We start from the raw sequence: 18,043 nt of genomic DNA on the forward strand, positions 1-18,043 counted from the left end.
GAGAGGAAATGTGGATTGGCGAGCTGCTTGAGCTTCGCAAGGAGGATGTTCGGCGCGAGGGCAAAGATTGGGTCGTGCACGTGACGCCCGAGGCTGGCCCCGTGAAGACGGACGAAGCCAGAGACGTCATACTGCACCAGCAAATCATTGAGGAAGGCTTCTTGGAGTTCTACGAGAACTCAAAGAGCGGCTATATCTTCATAGACCCCAAAGCCGGCGACCTTGGCGTCCGCAAGGCGGTGGCTTTGTTCGCTCGGCGACCGACCCAACTCCTAGCGGGAGGTTGGTAAAGAGCTCTTTAGCAGTGATGTCCTCGGCGGCCTTTACAAGGTCCTCTTCCTTGAACTGTCGGAACAGGTCACGGATTGATCCCGGGGACTGATCGACCGTCAGCCATAGCGCGTAATGGGCGTTTCGCGTCGAGACGACGTCTTGTCCGAACGACCTTTCAGCAAAAGCGACGGCCTGCTTTACGTCCGAAAGCCATTGTGCTTCTAGCAATTTGATATTCGGCATCTAAACACGATAAGTTGCGTCGGGTCGCTTTGGCAACCCGGCTATGGAATCCATGGACAAAACGTCGTGGAAGGATTCGCGTCAAGAGAAGTTTGATGCCCGGATCAAGGATTCAATGATTTCGCTATCGCACATAACGCGCTCCGAAAATTCTTCAGAGTCGGAACGACCGCAATGCGAGGAAGCTGTTGATTGTTACATTGCACGCAACTTGACGGCCCACCCGAATCGTGACCGATCATCGTCTGCTCCAGACAGAGATTGTCCATGCCGATAGCCGCCAATAGTATCGTCGCAGCTCTCGATAGCTGTCAGGTCGTGCGAATAGAGTCAGTCCATCGCGGCTTCCTCTATCAGCATCTCTACACCGCAGCTTGTTTGTTCGGTGCAGCAAATGCTGGTGCAACTAAAGTCGTAGTGGAGCATGACGAGGATGTCGAACTCTTAAGTGTCGATCGACAGGTCTATCTTCAGGTTAAGACCCGACAAGCCTCGCTCGTTTTCAGCGACATCGACGAGGCGATGGATCGCTTCGCTGCGGTACGGAAAGAACATGAAGCCGGACGCCGTAAAGGACGTCCCATCTTTGCAATTGTTGCAAACGTCTCACCCGGCCCTAAGTTAAAAGAGCGACTTACCGAGCCAGATTGGCCGACGGATGTTGCGGTCCTTTGGCCTGGAGGTCCCTCAACGGCTGGCAGCGGGATTCCGGTTCCGCAAGCCGATGTCAATTCCATGTTTGCGGCCTGCTGTGACCTCGCTCGATCGCTGCCATTTGCGATGCTGGCTCCGGAGACGCTTGTTTGGAAACTTGCTGGGAGAGTGATGCACGCAGCGGCGGGGCTCGCCCCGCACGCCGATCATAGCTTCGAGACGGCAGAGCTGCCGGGCATTTTCGAGCAACTGGTCATTCAGCTGCAGGACTTTCCCGCGCCCCCACTGCGCTATCGTCCGCAGGACAATGAGCCGCCACTGATTTCTTCCGCTCGCGTTCGGCTCATCACCGGGTTTTCCGGCGCGGGGAAGACCTCGTGGGTTTCTCAGACCGCACTTCATGCCACAGATGCCTTGTCGTATTTCAACCTAAGTGAAGTCCCCAGCACGGCTCTCGTCTCGACCGTTGCCCGGGAGCTTGCAGCGCGCCTGTTCTCCAAATCCGGCGGAAAGCTTGGCGAAATACTGTTTCCGGGCGCAACTAGCCCGCAGATATTATTCGCGATCGGCAAATATCTGACCGACAGTGATGTGCGCGCAACTGTCGTGATCGACAATGTCCATCGCGTCTCCCATGAAGATGTTCGCTCTTTGATCGCGCTTGCGCCCCACCTCCATTTTGTCCTGCTCGCCCAACCTGGGCCCGCGGTGGGACTATTGCAGGCGATCCTCAATATCGTTCCCGAAAGTCTGGGTGGGTGGACGAATGAAACCATCGCCGCGGAAGGATCGTTTCTTGGATGTAAGGGCGACTACTCCGCATACCAAAGATTGCAGGTGCTGACGGCGGGCCTACCACTGTACGTCCAAAACGCTCTCCAAATTTCCGCAAATCATTACGAGGGAGATGTAGCTCGGTTTTGCGACGAGCTAGAGGGACGGACGCATGCCGTGGAAACTGCCCAAGAGCTGATTTTGTCGCGTGTCTTTGAGCAGTTTCGAGATAGCGATCGTCGCGCGATCGCTGCTCTTAGCCTAGTTGACGTGCCTCTGAGCCGATCCGAAGCAGTAACAGTATTGAGCGACGCCTACAACGTCAGTGAGCGGAACACGGCAACGCTCTTGCGGAAGCTGCAGGCAGCAGGTGCCGCGCAAGTTTTTGGCGTCGACAACTTCAAAGTTCACGATGCGATGCGGCTGCTTGGGCGCGCATACTTGGACGATCTCGGATCCGATGAACGTCATCGAGCCCAGTTGGCTATCAAGAACTTGCTTGTCGATCAGCTTCCTAAGAAGCACTCGATGCAGCGCGTTTCTCTAATGCTGCGTATGTTCGTTGCTCTTGGAGAGACAGAGCCGCTGATCGACATGGCGACGGACGAGCTATTTCATGAGCTCGGCTATATGACGGAAGTTGCCACTTATCTCGAAAATCTCGCTGGATCCGCAGAGACAAAAGCCATCGACCGCTTTTGGGCGCTGGACGGTCTGGCCTTCGCAGATTTCAAGAAAGGAGACCTCGCGCTTCTCGACCGGCGCCTCGCACTGATGGAGGAGCTCATCGAAGCCAACGACCTGGGATCGCGGGAGCGGCTTTCGCTCGCGATGAAACGTGTCAACAACTATGCGAGGAAGGGTGATTCAAAACGAGCTCACGAGGCCATGGAACACGTCATTGACGCTGTCCCGCATGAGCCAGACTACTTGCGTATTGCCAAATACAATTTCGCACGCGCCCTCTTTTCTCTCAAAGAGTATTCGGATTGTTCGAGCATCACCAGCGCGCTAATTCCCGAGTATTTTGATCTGCTCGGTCTATCTCCGGAGATGGTAATCGGGGCCAACCCGGACAAATTAATGCAAGTGCTGAAGGACGGGGAAAGCCAAGCTGACGACCTCAAGCACTTGGCGGACACGCTCGATCTTCATGCTATGGCCCTCAATCGGATGGGAACGTCTTCTGGGTTTTGTCGCATTCACGCCATGAAGTTCTATTCCATGGCGAATGCATTAGATTCCTTTGTTCGCGTCGGACAGGATCTCGCTGACGAATTTCTGGGTCGTTTTGATTACGATGGCGCCCTGGACGTATTTGAACGCAATTTGCTTCCTGCCATCCACAGCAAGAACCTGATGAGCCATGTCATTCCGGTTCGGAGCCACTACGCGGTTGCGCTTGCATATGCCGGCAAGTTCACAGCAGCTGACATTGAGATGGCTCGTCTTACCCCCTACGAGCAGGGTCTCTCGCCACAAGGACGCAAGGAGCTGCAAATGCAGCGCGAAATAATCGCCGGCCTCAAATTGAAGGCACCGCCTCCGCAGTGGCAATTTCCTCGGCCGACTGGAAAGTATCCAGTCAACGCAAAGTGTTTTTGCGGGTCTGGCAAGAAGTTCAAGAAGTGCCACGGACGCCAAGTGTAGAGTTACACCTTCCAATCGTCCTCAACGAAAGATGCACCGGCGTCTTGAGCAGTTTGTCAGACTTGGCGCGCTTCCGCTCCCAAAATGGCTCAGAAGGTGCCACTCGCACTTGTAACATCATTTCATAAGCTGACCGTTTGGAATGCAGAAACAGAGCGTTATTCGCTCGAGGTGACATCGGTAACTCTCGCCCAGTAAAAGACGTCATCAAGGTAGCGCATTGCTTGAATAGCGCCGACTTTAATTTTGGTTTTCGGCGTGAGCTGAGAAACCACGGAGCCATAATATGCCTTGCCGTCTTCGATTTCCGGGCATCGAGACCGAACATTTATAGCTTCTGCCTGGGGGGCAATACGCAATGGCTGATCGAAAATCGTGAAATTTGGTTCAGCTTGCCCGGACGCCCTTTGCTGAACTTGCGAAAGGATTTCTCGGCCAAACGGAGCATCCGGATATCTCAGTTGCTTCCTCGCCAATGCGGAGCGCTTACCAAGGAAGATGCAGAGCCCGGCTGTCTGTCCAACAAGTGTTGCTAGATCGGCGCGAGCGGCTTCGGTCACGGGCCCTCCTTGATCGCCCCTTATCCATTCGATAAATTTTTGAATCGGAAGAGCCAGCGCCTTATTTGAAATGCCTCCTGTAACTTCCCTCATGACGACAATGGCTACAACCGCTCCCGTCTCGTCGAGGACGGGAGATCCGCTTTCGGTTGGCACGAGCTCGCCCTCGAGCTGTACGAGCTCAGGATCTACATCGTCTGCACCCATCACCCTCACGACTTTCGCGCCGGCGCTCTCGGCAACACGATCCCCACTCATGCCCCAACTCACGACCACGTACTTGTTGCCGGAGATCAAGGGTGTGGGATTTAAATCGGCTGCGAGGGCTGTCGTTGGTCCCGTGACAACTTGTGCGATGTCGCTCTGACCATTCACTAACACCCCTGTTACGGGTCGAAACTCGATGCTACCAGGGCCGTATTCGGCGATGATGTAGACGTCTCGATTCACCCTGCTGCCAAGAGGAGCCCAGGACGCGTCGGATTTTACGACATGTCCTGCCGTGAGGATACGAAACTTGAGCTTTGGGTCGGACGCTCCCGTCTTAACGATTACGCCCGACCCATGTATGGGCTGTACAAATGTTTCCCCAGGTGCTTCTTGGCCGGCTACTCGCAGATGGACGATTTTACCTTCCATCTTTGTCAGGACCTGCCCTGCATCAATGGCAGAGACTTGGTTAGGCCAAGCACAATTGAGGAGCGTTGCGCTGAGCACGCAAATAAGGTGCCGTTTCACTGTTCAGTCCTCAACGATGGCAAAACGGTACGCAGACTTGGCGTCGTCTCGGACGGTAGGCAAGGAAAACTCGAGCTCGAACGTTCCTTTTTGGAAAGAACTCAGATCGGCAGTGATTGAAAATGTCAGCCTCCCCCGCGAAAAATCTGCCGTGCCGCTAGTCTCATTCACCGGGATCTCAATCTCCTGAGATCCATTGCGAAGGATGGCCTTGGCTATCACCAATCCAGTCTTCAGCGACTCGGTAGGTCCATCCACGTTGATCGCCGCCGTTGCGCGAAGGGTATCAGTGTTGGCATAGGTAGGCTGTTCGCAAGTCACGTCCAGTGTTCTGATTGTCCAATTGATTTGGGTCCCGCCGGATCGAGCGCTTATGATCGGATGGCCTCGGCCATTTATCGGCTCTCTCACAACGGGCGTGATTGAGAGTAGCTCACGTTTTAGCTCACTTTCGGCCCAATTATCATCGAACAAAGTCGCATGTTCAGAGAACGACACCATGGTTCCGGAAAGGTCATCAAAACCTGGGTTTCGCGCCGCACTCCAGGCGGGAACTGTCCCGTCACCGAGATCCTTCGAAAAGTACCACCGACTTGCATCGGGGGCGGTAGCCCCCTCTTTGACGGCAAAATAAACATTCGTGGGCTTGGCATCGCCCGCAAAGATGACTTCGCTTACCTTCGGTGGTGGAGCTCGGAGCAGATCGCTCAGGGTCCTCGCGTTATTGAGGTTAGTGTTGAACGCGGCAAGGCGCTCGGGGCTTGAGCTAATTTCATCAGGAAGCCAGTGAAGCGATCGCCACTGCTCGACGTCGAATACGTCGATGGGTTTTTTGCCGTTATTCGTTAGGCGCACATAACAACATTCCTTGTAACGCGGGAGGAGCTCCATGAATCCCGGGAAGGAGATCGCAACGCGACGGATCGTGTTCATCCCACCCGCGAGAATGTTTGCGAACCGTCCCCAGCCTTCCGAAAGCGTACCGAGCGTGTCTGCGGACCCGAGAAACGGCGTGCCGAAGTAGATCACCTTATTCACGGAATTGTCTGGGTTCTTGTCCAGGTAAATCCGCGTAACAATCCCGCCCATGCTGTGAGCAAGTATGTCGAACTGGCCCGGCAGTCTGCCGTCCTTCTGTCGCTCTTCGATAAAGGTTTTGAATTTCGCCGCCGTCTCGAAATTGCTCTGCCTCCAATCGTAATCAAACAGATGTAGATTGGATTGATCAAATCCAAGAGATTTGAGATTTGTCAAAAGAGCAGCATAGGCTTTGATGGAATAAAATGGGCCAAAGACCTCGACTTTGTCGATCAAGCCGCATGGGGAGAGGGCTTCCTTTGAAGGGCCTCCCAGTTCTAGGCGGGCAAAATTCTGCAAGGAGCTTCCCGTACCCCAGACCACCTCGCCGGAAGAAGTACAGAGCTTACTACCCAATATGCCTGCAACGACGACGAGAGGCCGCCTGACCGATTCAGCCGCGTGGGCGGCTCCAGCACAAGCGCAAACGAATGCAATGAGAAGGAAACAAGCTTGGCGAAACATACGCGCTCCGCAAAAAGAATTGCCACAAATTGGACGATCCAGACTAGGCGATCTTAGGCGCAGAGCAATTTTTCTGCAACCTCAACTAGCTAAGGCAGTGGTGAGGTAGTGAGCCGGGCCGCTGCCAAGGCGCCACCCGGCTTCATTTCTCGATCATCGCGATAGATCGGCAGTCCTCGGAAGCTTGCGCGGCGCGCATCGACCGCTTCATCATTGAACGCATAGCCACAGATGACGTCTCAATTTCACCCCGGCTTAAGATGAGATCTGGCACGTTAGAAACTTGGGTTGCTGAACGATCCGCGTTCAGAATCGGCCCTGTTCATCAGCCGCTCCAAGAAAGAACGGCATGCTAGCGGCCGCAGTGGCCCTCTCATCCTTCTAAGTGAGGGCGAGTGGAAAGCGGGCGGACTTGGCGCGAAGCTTCGGCATCGCTCCTAGTCGGGACATCCCTGATTTATCCAGTCAACGATTTCCTGTACTTCCGCGTCCGGAATGAAGGGGCCACCTTTCGGCATTCTGAATGCTGGACTAGCAATTCCTGTTCTCAAGTCGATCACCAGGTTTGCGCTGGCGCCGTCCTTTCCGACCAGGTCGGGCTGTATCAGTTGCTTACCATGTCCGATTGCAGCCAAGAGGTTTTCCTTTGTATCCCACTTGAAGGTCGGGCCGTGTCCATGCAGGGCCGCGGGGCCATTTTGCTGCTCCCAGGCTGCCAATCCTTGGTCGAGTATTGTTTTGATGCGATCAAATCCCATACCTTCCTCTCCACTATGAATTTCACTGCTCATAATTGAGCCTGCGAATGGGTGTTGGCTAGTTCGCCAACTCGCCGGGCCACTCAGATCATTGAGCGCGCTTGCGGACACCGGACGCAACGCCCGAGAACTGATTGCCTTACCGCTCGAACCGTAGGGCACCTAAAGACACCATCCAACCGGCAGATAGATCTGGATTGTGTTAAAGATATTGACACGCGCTAGTAGAGAGGTCCAGAATTGACTGAGCCAATGGGGGGCACCAATGGCCACAAGATCATTTCATTCAACAGTATTCTCGTTCTTTAGAACCTTCGCATTCGCCGCTACAGCGGCGGGCGTTCTCACTATCGGACCTGCTGGCGCTGAACCGTGGGACGATTTGCAAGATACCGCGGCGGCACTAAGCCGGCCGGATGAATATGCGTGGAAGCTGTTTGTGTCGATTAACTGGCCAGCTGACATCGCAAAGCGAGCAGCAAACCCCTCCGCAAAATTCGGAGCTGACGGGCCCGTCGTCTGGGAAACTTGGAAGATAGCTCACGACGTATTCAAACCAGACGGCAGCGATCCGGGAGCTTGGCTGGATCAAGTCAAGCCCGCTGTAAGGGAATTGGCAGACTTTGAGACGAGGCCGCTGCAGCAGATCGCTCGCGACGCTCAATTGGGCATTGCGCGCCCCGCCTTCGACCCGCAGGCTGCTCTGACGCTTACTAACGAAACACGTTTGAATAAGGATGCGTACGAGTTTGTCCGTTCGAATACCCTCTATAATCTCGATGGCCAGAATGCGCTTGCGAAGCAAGGACAATTGACTATTTCGTTCCCAAGCCGAGCGAAAGAAATCAAGGCGCAGTGGCGACAGATTTCCGAGGCCGACAAGCCGAGATATCATTGGACCGCGCTAAAGACGCCTGATGGCCAAGAGCGCATTTATGGCCTTACGGCTCTTCACATAACCACGAAAGACCTGCCCAATTGGCTCTGGGCAACGTTCGAACACGTGGACAATCCGACGCGTCCTGGCAACGAGGCTTGGAAGCTCGAATCTCGCGACACATTCGCTTGTCCGACCAAGCCCTTTAATTGCAATCTCGCGCCCAAGGGGATCGGGCTTGAGGGCACTAAGTGGGCGAACTACAGACTGAGAGGTACCCAGGTCGACTTCATTGACTCTAGGGGAAGCGCTACTTTGCTTGCAAACTCGGAGCCTGAGGAGGGATTCCAGGCAACGTCCTCATGCATAACTTGTCATGCACGATCCACCATCGGTCCCACTGGGAACGATAGGCTGGATATCTTCCGGCCTGATGGGCAAAGCTTTAACGGGTCACCCGATCCAAACTGGTTCATCATCAGGGATGCCAACTCCAAGCAGACGGGCCGATACGCCCAGCTTGATTTCGTCTGGTCGCTGTTTCGGGCCAGACCGAAGAAGTAATTGTCAGATTAGCAAATTGCCTTGAGTCGGTGCCTCATGAAGACTGCTGCACGTGCGTTGAGCATTGGCCTCATTTTGCCGGCGATAACGAGTTGTACGAGCCTCTACTACGTTCACGATCCTCAAGCGGGCGTGATTTCTGCTGGTCAGCTACCTGGATTTCTGAAGGCTGTCCGTTGTGAACTGGTGACCTTCTATGAGATCGAGCGCAGACGAAAGGCAGCCTATCTTCTATTGGCTAAGACGGCCCCGGAGGAGGCCTTCACTCGCTATTCCTATTTTGAAGTCGCGCCGAAGCTCTATGGTGCCTTCACGGTCGAACTTAAGGTCACAGATTCTGCTGGCATAGGAGCCGGAACATCCGAAGACTTCAAACGAATCCTGAGCCCGTCATCAAGCGAGACGGTGCATGTCGGGCCGACGCTGTCGGGGCAGGGGACGTATGATCTCATTTGGTCCTTCCTCTTGAGGCAAGACGCCGCGCCTCTGGCGATTTCACCGGACGAGTTGTCGAACCAGAACGACCGAGCAAGGTGTTTTTCTGCTCCGATAAGGACGCTTGAGGATCTCGAGGCGTTAGCTGAAACTTCGCAAAGCGATACTATTAACTTTACGAGAATCAATGTGAACGGTCAGAAGCCCTTGGCCGCCTGGTTGCGCGACAACGGCTCTCTCATGAGCGAAAACTTCCTATATCCCGCAAAAGGCTCAGAAAAGGCCGAGCCAGCACAGATGTACTACTCTTTCGCGGTCCAGGTCATCGGCGGCATCGAGGCGAAATATTCCCTCGTAACCGTTTCCTGGAATCCGCTGGCGGTCCAGGGGACTGGCTCCCTGCAGCAAAACAGCAACCTACAACTGTACATCAACGGCCCAAGCTCGGCATATGCCAATGCTGCCAAATCCGGGTCGTCGGGCTTCGCAACACCCAAGCCGGAGCTTGGAAGCGCGGAGAATCCGATCCATATAGCTGAGCCAAAGAAGGAGCCTGAGGGCAAGGATAAAATCAAACCCGCAGCTCGTGAGCCAGGGGCAACAAGAGTTCCTTCCATTGGTCGCGAGCGACCTTATCTTCTGGCTCCTAATGCGGTATTCCCACCATCTCCGAGCCAGTGATGTAATTACTGTGGTCTAAGCTCACAGCTCTCGCAGAACGTGATGCTCTCTACGCTTCTAATGTCTATTGGTTCTGCTTGGGCATAGCTAAAACCGTTATCCCCAAGCTGTGCTTCTTCGAATGGAATGGCGTCCAATTGCCCATTTGCAAGATCACACGTTTTGAGATCGAGCGCTCCTAACGCTTGAGCTCCCTGCATTTTGACCACGCTCACTTTGTTTGGCTGATCGCTCATACGATGAACCTGTGCAAACGTCCCTTGCGTGAAGGGGATCCCGCACAAGGTCTTTCCCGGCAGCCATTTAACGCGCCCAAATCGCAATGTTCCGGCGCTGGTGCGCACAACATCAAAGGGTGTCGCTAAGGCGGTCGGGATGTCCAACGCGCGCGATGAGCGCGTGACCGTCTGGAGATCCGGAAAATAGCGTCCGCTGGCAAGAATACGCGCCTTTCGTCGAGCGCCGGTCCCGTACTCGCGAAGTAGATTGGAAGCAAAGGAGACAAGAGGTGCTGCGAAGGACGTGCCGCTCAGCACAACTTCATCGAACTTCTTCGTAGAAGGATTCCAGTAGGTGGTCGGAACTGCACATCCGGGCGCTGCGATGTCGACGAATGCGCTGCTCTTGTTCGATTTTTTCCAAAGCTTGTTATCCGCTCCGATTGCGCCCACCGTAATGACATTTTTGTTAGCAATGCCTCCCCAGCGAGCTGGGACCACGTCTGCCGCGTCTTCGCCATCATTGCCTGCTGCCAAGACAAACAGGACCTGGTTCTGGAGCGCGAGATAGCCGTTAAAGTCTGGAGCTTCTTCGAGATTTTCCAGCTCAAACTTGAGGCTCAGATTGACAGTCAGGATGTCGGCCCGTCCCCAGCCTGTTCCGGATAGACTTCTTGTCACTGCTTCGGGGGCTACGCCGAGCTTATTGCCAGGCAGCCGTTGGTAGGCCATCAAGTCTAGGACGAGCTTTCCCTGGGTCTCAACATTCGAGGCGAGCATGTTCTGCTTCAGGACCCCCAAGCCTCCTAGCGCCAACGCAAGTACGCCGACGCCGTGGCTAGCATTCTCCGAATTGTCGTTGAAATACTCAGGCGGGCGGGTCACAGACCACAGATAACGCTCGCGCGCGGGATCGTCGTCTTGAGGGCTTGGATAGAAGAACATTTTGGCAAAAGGAGCCGTATCGGTCTGCCCTCGCGGAAAGCCTGTATCGAGCACCAGAAGTAAGCCGGTCGTGGGCATAGCACCTATCGCCTTGCGGAGCCGGAGCACGGTCTGCAATTCCTTAAGGTTCACTGGCCAAGTATCCGATGGACCTGGCTTGCACTCCTTGTCATCGCCTCCTAGAGGTTCCGCAAAATATGTACTAATGTTGTTAAGTTGCCCGATTGCAGCAGTTGCTCGCGGCGCAGACGTAAATATCTCTCTTGCTGCCACTTTGACGTCAGCGCCTTCTTTCAATGTGATGGGGTAAGCGCCCGGAGCAAAATCGGACGTCACGAGACTTGCTCCTGTAGGGATATTTTTGAAGCTTTTGATGTCGTTGAAGTCGAGCACATCCTGAGCCCGAAGCATTTTCTCGAGCCCAGCCGAGCCCTGAACGAGGCGAGGCTCGACCGAACTCACGTCGTACTTCAATGCGTCCTTCAATACCTTATGATACTGATCATTGATAGAAATGTTCGAAAGATGGTCACTGTCTGCACGAGCGACCAAGATGGGTCCGGTGTTCGGCGCGGCTTTAGTCGTGGGCTTACCTTTAACAAGGAAATCGTAGTCGATGGTTTGAGCCGCCCAAGTTGAGGAATTTGAACTTTCTGCAGGGTCAAAAATCAGGCTGTTAGAAGAGCCCAGGATCGGTATCCATTTGTTCAGCGATGAAGGCTTTGATTTCGTCGACTGCGGCTTAGATTTTATAGACTCTTGATACGTCCGCAGCACATCTTGGAGAGTGCTGCTAGGTACGGGCGTGGGCTTCGTCCAATCAACTCCCGTTTCTGATACGGGCACCAACGCCAGCTTTTCGTTTGCATAAAGGCAGGCGGGTAATACAAGCGTAGCCTCTTTTGTGAGGACGAGCTTTCCGCTCTTAATTTCCGGATTGCTGGCGTTGGCTGAGAGGAAGAGTGGAAGGTAATAACGACGGGCGTTCGCCGTGCCGCATTGCTGGGAGATCAATTGAATGATGTCTGTCCCGGCCTTGGCGCGTATAGACTTCTCCTGTCCCCATTTTGCGACCGCCACAACCAGTTCGGGCGTCAATTTCTTCGTCTGAATCAACAGATTTGTTGGAGACGACTGAGCAAGCGCACATGGCGCGCTCAGTAGGGTTGAGGCAGCAAAAACGGCAGAAGCGAAAATCGAAATCGCTGGAGCTTTAGGGAACGAACCTGTCATGGCAATACAGAACGTTGGAGTGGATGCCACAGATCGTGGTCTTTCTGTCGTCGGCCCAATCTCGGATGAACCCCGCTACATCCCCGGCCAAAGGAGTGATAGCTGAGACGCGCGTTAGTGCGGCGTAGCCCGAGTTGATACCAATGATCGATCTCGGGCTGACTGGTTGGTCCTGGCTCGCGAGTACGTAGGCTGAGCCCCCGCTGTCGCCTGGGCAGATGACAACCCCATCGTGAGTCCTGATGTGGGTGCCCCGGCTGGGCGCTAACTGGAATACCGTCGCGCTCCCGCCGTAGAGCTGGCCAAAATCGACCTGCGAATTGACGTCCCGGCAGCCGTACCCGAGCAAGAAGAGTATGGACCCCACCGAAACGCGGGTGACTTTAACGTCCAGGTTCTCATAACCAATTGTGTTGGGAAAGGGGTCCTTACTGAAACACAGCGCGACGTCGAACTCCAAAGTATCCCGGTTAAAATGAGGATGCAGCGTGCAAGTCAGATTGAACTTCTTGTCGCCAATCTCAACCCTTGCCGTCGTGCCGTCCGGCAGACAGTGCGCGGCCGTTATGACGGAGTGCTCGCCCACAATCGTGCTTGTGCAAGTAAACTTTCCAGCAACCAGATACTTTAGCGTTGCTGGCCAGTTCTTCGTGTCCTGCTTTGCGCCCCCGTCGATCTGAACTGTGCCGCCGGCACTGTTCGCCGATCCGACCATTACAAGTTCGTCCGCCTTTGGCTGTGCAGACAAGGCCACCAAGAGGCAAACCGCTGTGAGAAATGGCGTCCAGATCCGATTGCGAGGGCTCATAAAATTGATCGTCAATGGGAGGTGAGGAAATATCTACCTATAGTAGATTGCAAGCGCTGCCTCGTTCAAGCGGTTTTTCGTTGTTCGAACAGACGTTTGGCGCATGCGCGTGTTTCGCGCGGTAGATCAATTCTTTCGCCGTCGTCGAGAATCTGCGTTCGACGGTAGCGGACTGCGGCTGCGGGCTGCGACCCGTACGTGGGCGGCAATCAATGGCCGACAGCGAAAGGGCAGCAAGCGTTACCTGACCATGTATTGCCAGGATCTCCGAGCAGCGACAAGAACGCGGTCTCGCTCGGACGCCGCGCCGCCGAGACCGAAAAGATCCTTTCATGAAGGGGCGTGCAGGCCTCGACGCCGGTATCGCCGAGCGCGCCAGGATGGCGCGGGCGATGATGGGAGTTGGGCGAACGCCGGCGACGGAGACAGCCACATCGCGGCAGAGGCTGCGATCGAAAGCTTTCTTCTCACGGCTTGATATGTAGAAGGCGGCAAGTTCGTCGCCGACGTATGGGTGGGGCAGACCTCGACGATCTGCTTTCCCGCGATCTCAGTGCTAATGGCAGCGCAACAGACCTAACTGTAGGGGGGCAATTTTGGACGCCGATCCCCCGGCTTAGGGGGTCAATATTGCAGGCCGAATGACACCAGGGGTTAGCGGAAATTGAGATTTCGGCGGCAATTCTGGGCTATTTGGTTCGGCGTTGTGTAGGCGGCGCGTCGAGCCGTGCTATCGGGTTGGCTGTGCTGGCCCACCGGCGCAATCTGACGCGCAAGTTTCTGTACCTTGAGAGTGCCGCGTCGCAGCTTGAATCCGCGGTGCCGGTCCGAAGCTCATCGGACTTCATCGAACTTGCGCCCGGGGCGCCATCCGACGGGATCTGAGATCCAGCGGTTGATGTCCGATTCATGCCAACCGGTCCCGTTGGTGCTGATTTTGAGCTGGGCCGGGAACGTGCCTTCGGCGATCTTGCGATAGATGGTGGACCGCGACAGCCCGGTCCTAGCGAGGACAGTTTTCAGACGGATGATACGATCTGGTTCGCGCATAGCCGTGCTGCCTATTGCTCAGAGTATATGACGCCTTCTGAGACCAGACAGACCAAATAGTCGCGGACCGACAAGAGAAAGCATTATACGTCGGTGCCTGTGGAGTAGAGCTGGCGGCAAACGGGATGGGTCAAATTCCGATGCTCCGGCCCCTGCCGAGATCGAGGCCATGGGCAAAGGTCAATTCCTGGCCAAGCCGGCGGCCCGACTCGAAGGCGATGCCAAGGTCATTCTTGCGGCTGGCGAGGATGGATTCGAGTTGCGGATCGCGTTCTAGGCTTTTGGCCATGTTGCCCATAGTCGCGCGCGTCGTCCTGTAGCCGGACATGTCACCGGCCCGATACTGACGCTGGCCGGTCTGCTCGAGCTTCTGCCAGCGCTCCACGAAGCGATCGGCGCGGCGGCTCGGATCCGTGCGGACTTCGGTCTCGAGTTGGAGCGCGCGGACAGCTCGGCTGACCTGGCCGCCCGCCGCTTCGCGTGCCAGTTCCGGGTTCTTCCTGTAGGCGGCTTCGGCATCGTGCGGACCAAAGGACCGCACCTCTTCGAAGACTTGGCGAGCCGTCTGCAGCTCTTTGAGTTGCGCAGGGTTGGCATTGCCGCTCGTCTCTTGCGCGGCGAAGATCGCATTCACGGCGCGGGCATGGCGCACGAGCGCCCGGGTCCGAATGCGACGCGCTTCCGCTTCCGGATCTTGGGCCACGCTCTTTGCCGGCATTTCGGCTGCGCGCCGGTCTGCTGCCGTGCCGTTCATCTCCGGCTCCGGCGATGCCTGCTCCGGCTTGCGTCCGCCATCCGGCTCGGGGGCATCTGCAGGCGAGCGAAGGCCATCGAACATGTCGCGCAGCTTTTCCGGCACGATCTTGCGCACGATCTCAGCCACGAGCTCGCGGAACGTGATCCCGCGCCGCTCGGCGTAGCTCTGGACCGGATCGGCCCGGTCGTAGTCCGAGGCCATATCCTTGGCGCGGTGGCGCGACAGGGCGCGGGTGAGTCGGTCCGCATTGGCAAAATCGTCACGGCCATAATGCAGGTCCACCCCATCGCGGTGCCGCGAAAGGGCGACGTAGCTGCTGTGAGCATCCATGCCGGGCGTCGCCAGCACATAGGCGCGATCGACCGTCATGCCCTGCGCCTTGTGGATCGTCGCGGCATAACCATGGTCGATCCGGTTGTAATCCTTGAACTCGAAGCGCACGGACCGGCCATCGTCGGTCTGCACGGTGATGGATTGCGCGCTGACCTCCTCGATGGTCCCGAGCGTGCCGTTCTTGACGCCGAGGCCGCGCTCGTTCTGCAGGAACACGACACGATCTCCGCTAGCAAAGCCCCTCGCGCCGCGCTCGGCCGTCACACGCACCTCGTCACCGAGATCACCGGCGGCGCGCATCCGTTCGCGTGCAGCCTCGTTCAGGAGTTGGACCTCGTCATTGGTGTGGGTGAGGATGATCCGGCCTCGATCCGGGGATGCCTGCCGATCACGATCCCAGCGCTCGATCAGATCGCCGCGCGCCTGCTCGCGGGTCTCGGCCTCATGCACCATGTCGCGGGAGCGGTAGGCCTCGAGCGCCTGGCCCACTTTGCCGGTCGCCAGATCGTGCGTGGCGTCGCGTTGCCAGTCCTCGCGCTGGCGGCGCACTTCACCGATCTCCGCCCCGCCGTGACGTTCATGGATCGAGCGGAAGGCAGCACCCGCCTCGATCGCCTGCAGCTGTTGCGGATCGCCGACCAGCACCACCTTGGCTCCGGCCTCGGCCGCATGCGACAGCACGCGCTCGAGCTGGCGCGTACCGACCATGCCGGCCTCATCGATGACAAGCACATCGCTCGATTTGAGCAGATCACGACCCTGTTCCCAGCCATGCTCCAGGCTGGCGATCGTGCGCGACGAGATGCCCGATCCGCTTTCGAGATTTTCTGCCGCAATTCCGGACAGCGCCACGCCCCGGACCTCGAAGCCGGCCGCTTCCCACGCCTCACGTGCCACACCCAGCATTGCGCTCTTTCCCGTCCCGGCGTGGCCGACCACGACGCCGAGATCGCCTCCATCCGTGACATGCGCCAGCGCCTCGGCCTGCTCGGACGAAAGCACCAGGCCGAGCGCTTCCGCCCGCGCCAAAGCGGCTAAGCGGTCCGCATCGGGCACGTCATGGCGATCCCGTCCCGCCATCAGTTCCGCGGTTCGGTGCAGGCGCTGTTCTGCCTCGATCATTCTGCGGCTGGTGAACCGGTCCTCGCCGCGGGCGTCCTTGCCGAGTTCGACCAGATCGGGCGCTCCCTGCATTGCGCCCACCACCTCGTTGAACTGGTCGAGCCCGTCGCTGTGCCGGTGCGCGAACTTTGCCAGGTCGCGGCGTGTGAATGTCGATTGCTGCTGAGTAATCGCGTCCAGTCCAACGGAGGGATCAGCAACGATCCGCGCGCCATTATCGCGGGCGATCTCGCGGTGCATCTCGGCCCGGTCAGCCTCAGCCCCTTCGCCCGCAATGCTTCGGATCTCGATCCGTTTGGCGGACGCGCCGATCTGGCTTTGCGGCTCCAGCGCAATGCCCTGGTCTTCCAGGCTGCGGTGATCAATCCGCGCGTCGATGTCGAGCTCGGCCAGCCGTTCGTTGGCAAGTTCTGCCCAGCGTTCGCGCCAGCGCTCGACCATCTCCGTGCGGTTCCAGTCCCGGACCTTCCGGCTAAAGCCGTTCTCGTCGACCGCGCGCATGGTCAGCATCACATGGGCATGGGGCTTGGGCATGCCGTCCTCACCCCTGTCCCAATGCACATTGAGATCAGCAACCATACCGACGTCGACGAACTCGCCGCGAACGAAGTCACGAGCCAGCTCGATGCCCTGCGCCTCAGTCAGTTCTTGCGGAAGGGCGAACTCCACCTCACGGGCCAGCTGGGCGTCCCTACGAACTTCGAACGCTTCGACATCGTTCCAGAGCCGCTCGCGGTCGCTCCAGGCTTGCGGCGCGTTCTCCGGCAGCATCACCTCGGAATGAACGACGCCGCGCTTCTCAGAAAAGTCCTGATCACGGCCGAGCCGCTCATCGCGCAGCCGCGAGCCCGAGCGGTAAGCCGCCGATGCCACCGCGCTGCTCCCGGCCTTACGGCCAATGACCTTGACGTGAAGATGATAGATCGCCATCGCGATCAGATCACTGACACAGCGAAGCGTACGTCGGAACGACGTATAAGCGCGCCCTCCCTCGAAAAATTCTCGGGAGGGACTACTGCGTCCCAGGCCGTCCTGATGACCTTACTGTACTGTGCCGGGTGCTCGACTATCATTTCTCCATCGACACTCATGGAGACGAGGATGCGTAAACCGAGGGACTTTGATGCGGACCTGAAGGCACTCGAAGAAAAGGCGCGCGCGCTGAAAACCCGCAAAGTGCGCCAGCTCGGCGAATTGGTCATCGCCATCGGGGCGGATACACTCACCCCCGACGAACTAGCCGGTGCACTGATTGTACTGGCCGAGACAACAGAGGCCGGAAAGAGGGAGGCATGGGCCAGGCGCGGGGCCGCGTTCTTTCAAGGTCGGTCGCGGCGAAATGCGCCAACAATTGACCGCGACATGCACGGCGCTGCTGCGCAACCGAGCGGCGCGCAACCGGGATCAAGCCGCAAGGGCGCGACATGACATGCGCGCGTGGCAGGTCGAACGCCGCAAGCGCACGAGGCATCTCATCGAACTGGGCGGTCTCGTCTTCAAAGCCGGTATCGTGGATCTGACTGGTGATGACCGCACCACGATCCTCGGCGCGCTAATATGGATCGCCGAGAAACTAAAAAGCGATCAGCGTGAACAGGCTCGCGCGTTCTGGGCCGCAAAGGGAAGGCAAGCGTTCGACATGGACGCGGCACCGCAAATAGGCCTAGTTCGTTGAACCGTGATAAATAGCATCGGATCACGTCGGAGCGGCGACGCGGCATTGGTCGCATGCGGAGAAGGGGCGCGTCATTGCGGCGGCGCTGGAGCCGGGAGCGACGATCCTGGGTGTGGCCGCGCGTTCGGTGAGCATGCCTGTCAGGTGTTTCGC

At 57.1% G+C, this 18,043-nt stretch carries 13 protein-coding genes; 6 read left to right on the forward strand and 7 right to left on the reverse strand.

All coding sequences use genetic code 11. The features are described 5' to 3' along the window. Window positions 1-8 precede the first annotated feature (8 nt). Entirely contained in the window at window positions 9-290 is a 282-nt protein-coding gene (locus QX073_RS16750; protein ID WP_316226050.1) for a hypothetical protein, read from the forward strand. A gap of 493 nt (window positions 291-783) precedes the next feature. Next, entirely contained in the window at window positions 784-3,594 is a 2,811-nt protein-coding gene (locus QX073_RS16755) for an SEC-C metal-binding domain-containing protein (protein ID WP_316226051.1), read from the forward strand. 158 nt (window positions 3,595-3,752) lie between these two features. Here QX073_RS16755 and QX073_RS16760 read toward each other — a convergent pair whose 3' ends face one another. The 3 genes from QX073_RS16760 to QX073_RS16770 form a co-directional block, all read right to left on the reverse strand. Further along, window positions 3,753-4,892 (reverse strand): serine protease, encoded by a 1,140-nt coding sequence (locus tag QX073_RS16760; RefSeq protein WP_315825590.1) that lies wholly within the window; start codon window positions 4,890-4,892, stop codon window positions 3,753-3,755. Window positions 4,893-4,895: 3 nt separating this feature from the next. Next, window positions 4,896-6,269, reverse strand: a complete 1,374-nt coding sequence (locus QX073_RS16765) for a lipase/acyltransferase domain-containing protein (RefSeq protein ID WP_315825589.1) — start codon at window positions 6,267-6,269, stop codon at window positions 4,896-4,898. A 602-nt stretch (window positions 6,270-6,871) separates the two neighbouring features. After that, window positions 6,872-7,192, reverse strand: a complete 321-nt coding sequence (locus QX073_RS16770; RefSeq protein ID WP_315825588.1) for a cytochrome c — start codon at window positions 7,190-7,192, stop codon at window positions 6,872-6,874. A gap of 265 nt (window positions 7,193-7,457) precedes the next feature. Here QX073_RS16770 and QX073_RS16775 point away from each other — a divergent pair, with 265 nt between their 5' ends. Both QX073_RS16775 and QX073_RS16780 read left to right on the forward strand, forming a co-directional pair. After that, a complete protein-coding gene (locus tag QX073_RS16775) occupies window positions 7,458-8,633 on the forward strand; it encodes a hypothetical protein (protein WP_315825587.1) in 1,176 nt (391 codons plus the stop codon). A 36-nt stretch (window positions 8,634-8,669) separates the two neighbouring features. Beyond that, the gene (locus QX073_RS16780) at window positions 8,670-9,749 is read left to right on the forward strand and encodes a hypothetical protein (protein ID WP_315825586.1); all 1,080 of its coding nucleotides are present in this window, start codon (window positions 8,670-8,672) and stop codon (window positions 9,747-9,749) included. A 5-nt stretch (window positions 9,750-9,754) separates the two neighbouring features. On the opposite strand, the gene QX073_RS16785 is transcribed toward QX073_RS16780, so the two are convergent. The 4 genes from QX073_RS16785 to traA form a co-directional block, all read right to left on the reverse strand. Next, complete coding sequence (locus tag QX073_RS16785) at window positions 9,755-12,145, reverse strand: S8/S53 family peptidase (RefSeq protein ID WP_315825585.1); 2,391 nt, start codon at window positions 12,143-12,145, stop codon at window positions 9,755-9,757. Beyond that, window positions 12,126-12,860 carry a trypsin-like serine protease gene (locus tag QX073_RS16790; RefSeq protein ID WP_315825584.1) on the reverse strand — a complete coding sequence of 245 codons (735 nt, stop codon included), beginning with the start codon at window positions 12,858-12,860 and terminating at the stop codon, window positions 12,126-12,128. The genes QX073_RS16785 and QX073_RS16790 overlap by 20 nt, the downstream gene beginning before the upstream one ends. Before the next feature lie 927 nt (window positions 12,861-13,787). After that, on the reverse strand, window positions 13,788-14,003 hold the full coding sequence (locus tag QX073_RS16795; protein ID WP_315825583.1) for a helix-turn-helix transcriptional regulator: 216 nt from the start codon (window positions 14,001-14,003) through the stop codon (window positions 13,788-13,790). A 130-nt stretch (window positions 14,004-14,133) separates the two neighbouring features. Further along, window positions 14,134-17,145, reverse strand: a complete 3,012-nt coding sequence (gene traA / locus QX073_RS16800) for a Ti-type conjugative transfer relaxase TraA (protein WP_315825582.1) — start codon at window positions 17,143-17,145, stop codon at window positions 14,134-14,136. A 171-nt stretch (window positions 17,146-17,316) separates the two neighbouring features. Here traA and QX073_RS16805 point away from each other — a divergent pair, with 171 nt between their 5' ends. Together QX073_RS16805 and QX073_RS16810 are read left to right on the forward strand one after the other, a co-directional pair. Further along, window positions 17,317-17,643, forward strand: a complete 327-nt coding sequence (locus QX073_RS16805) for a conjugal transfer protein TraD (RefSeq protein ID WP_315825581.1) — start codon at window positions 17,317-17,319, stop codon at window positions 17,641-17,643. Between the two features lies 1 nt (window position 17,644). Next, window positions 17,645-17,890, forward strand: coding sequence for a conjugal transfer protein TraD (locus tag QX073_RS16810; protein WP_315825580.1), 246 nt, complete (start codon window positions 17,645-17,647; stop codon window positions 17,888-17,890). The last annotated feature ends 153 nt before the right edge of the window (window positions 17,891-18,043 follow it).

It is taken from the genome of Bradyrhizobium sp. SZCCHNS3052 (assembly GCF_032484495.1).
Classification (GTDB): Bacteria; Pseudomonadota; Alphaproteobacteria; order Rhizobiales; family Xanthobacteraceae; genus Bradyrhizobium.

Coding starts and splice junctions, on each gene's coding strand:
- QX073_RS16810 (WP_315825580.1), top strand. CDS start 17,645: ATGCGCGCGTGGCAGGTCGAACGCCGCAAGCGCACGAGGCATCTCATC.
- QX073_RS16770 (WP_315825588.1), bottom strand. CDS start 7,192: ATGGGATTTGATCGCATCAAAACAATACTCGACCAAGGATTGGCAGCC.
- QX073_RS16785 (WP_315825585.1), bottom strand. CDS start 12,145: ATGACAGGTTCGTTCCCTAAAGCTCCAGCGATTTCGATTTTCGCTTCT.
- QX073_RS16780 (WP_315825586.1), top strand. CDS start 8,670: ATGAAGACTGCTGCACGTGCGTTGAGCATTGGCCTCATTTTGCCGGCG.
- QX073_RS16755 (WP_316226051.1), top strand. CDS start 784: ATGCCGATAGCCGCCAATAGTATCGTCGCAGCTCTCGATAGCTGTCAG.
- QX073_RS16795 (WP_315825583.1), bottom strand. CDS start 14,003: ATGCGCGAACCAGATCGTATCATCCGTCTGAAAACTGTCCTCGCTAGG.
- QX073_RS16775 (WP_315825587.1), top strand. CDS start 7,458: ATGGCCACAAGATCATTTCATTCAACAGTATTCTCGTTCTTTAGAACC.
- QX073_RS16790 (WP_315825584.1), bottom strand. CDS start 12,860: ATGGTCGGATCGGCGAACAGTGCCGGCGGCACAGTTCAGATCGACGGG.
- traA (WP_315825582.1), bottom strand. CDS start 17,145: ATGGCGATCTATCATCTTCACGTCAAGGTCATTGGCCGTAAGGCCGGG.
- QX073_RS16750 (WP_316226050.1), top strand. CDS start 9: ATGTGGATTGGCGAGCTGCTTGAGCTTCGCAAGGAGGATGTTCGGCGC.
- QX073_RS16805 (WP_315825581.1), top strand. CDS start 17,317: ATGCGTAAACCGAGGGACTTTGATGCGGACCTGAAGGCACTCGAAGAA.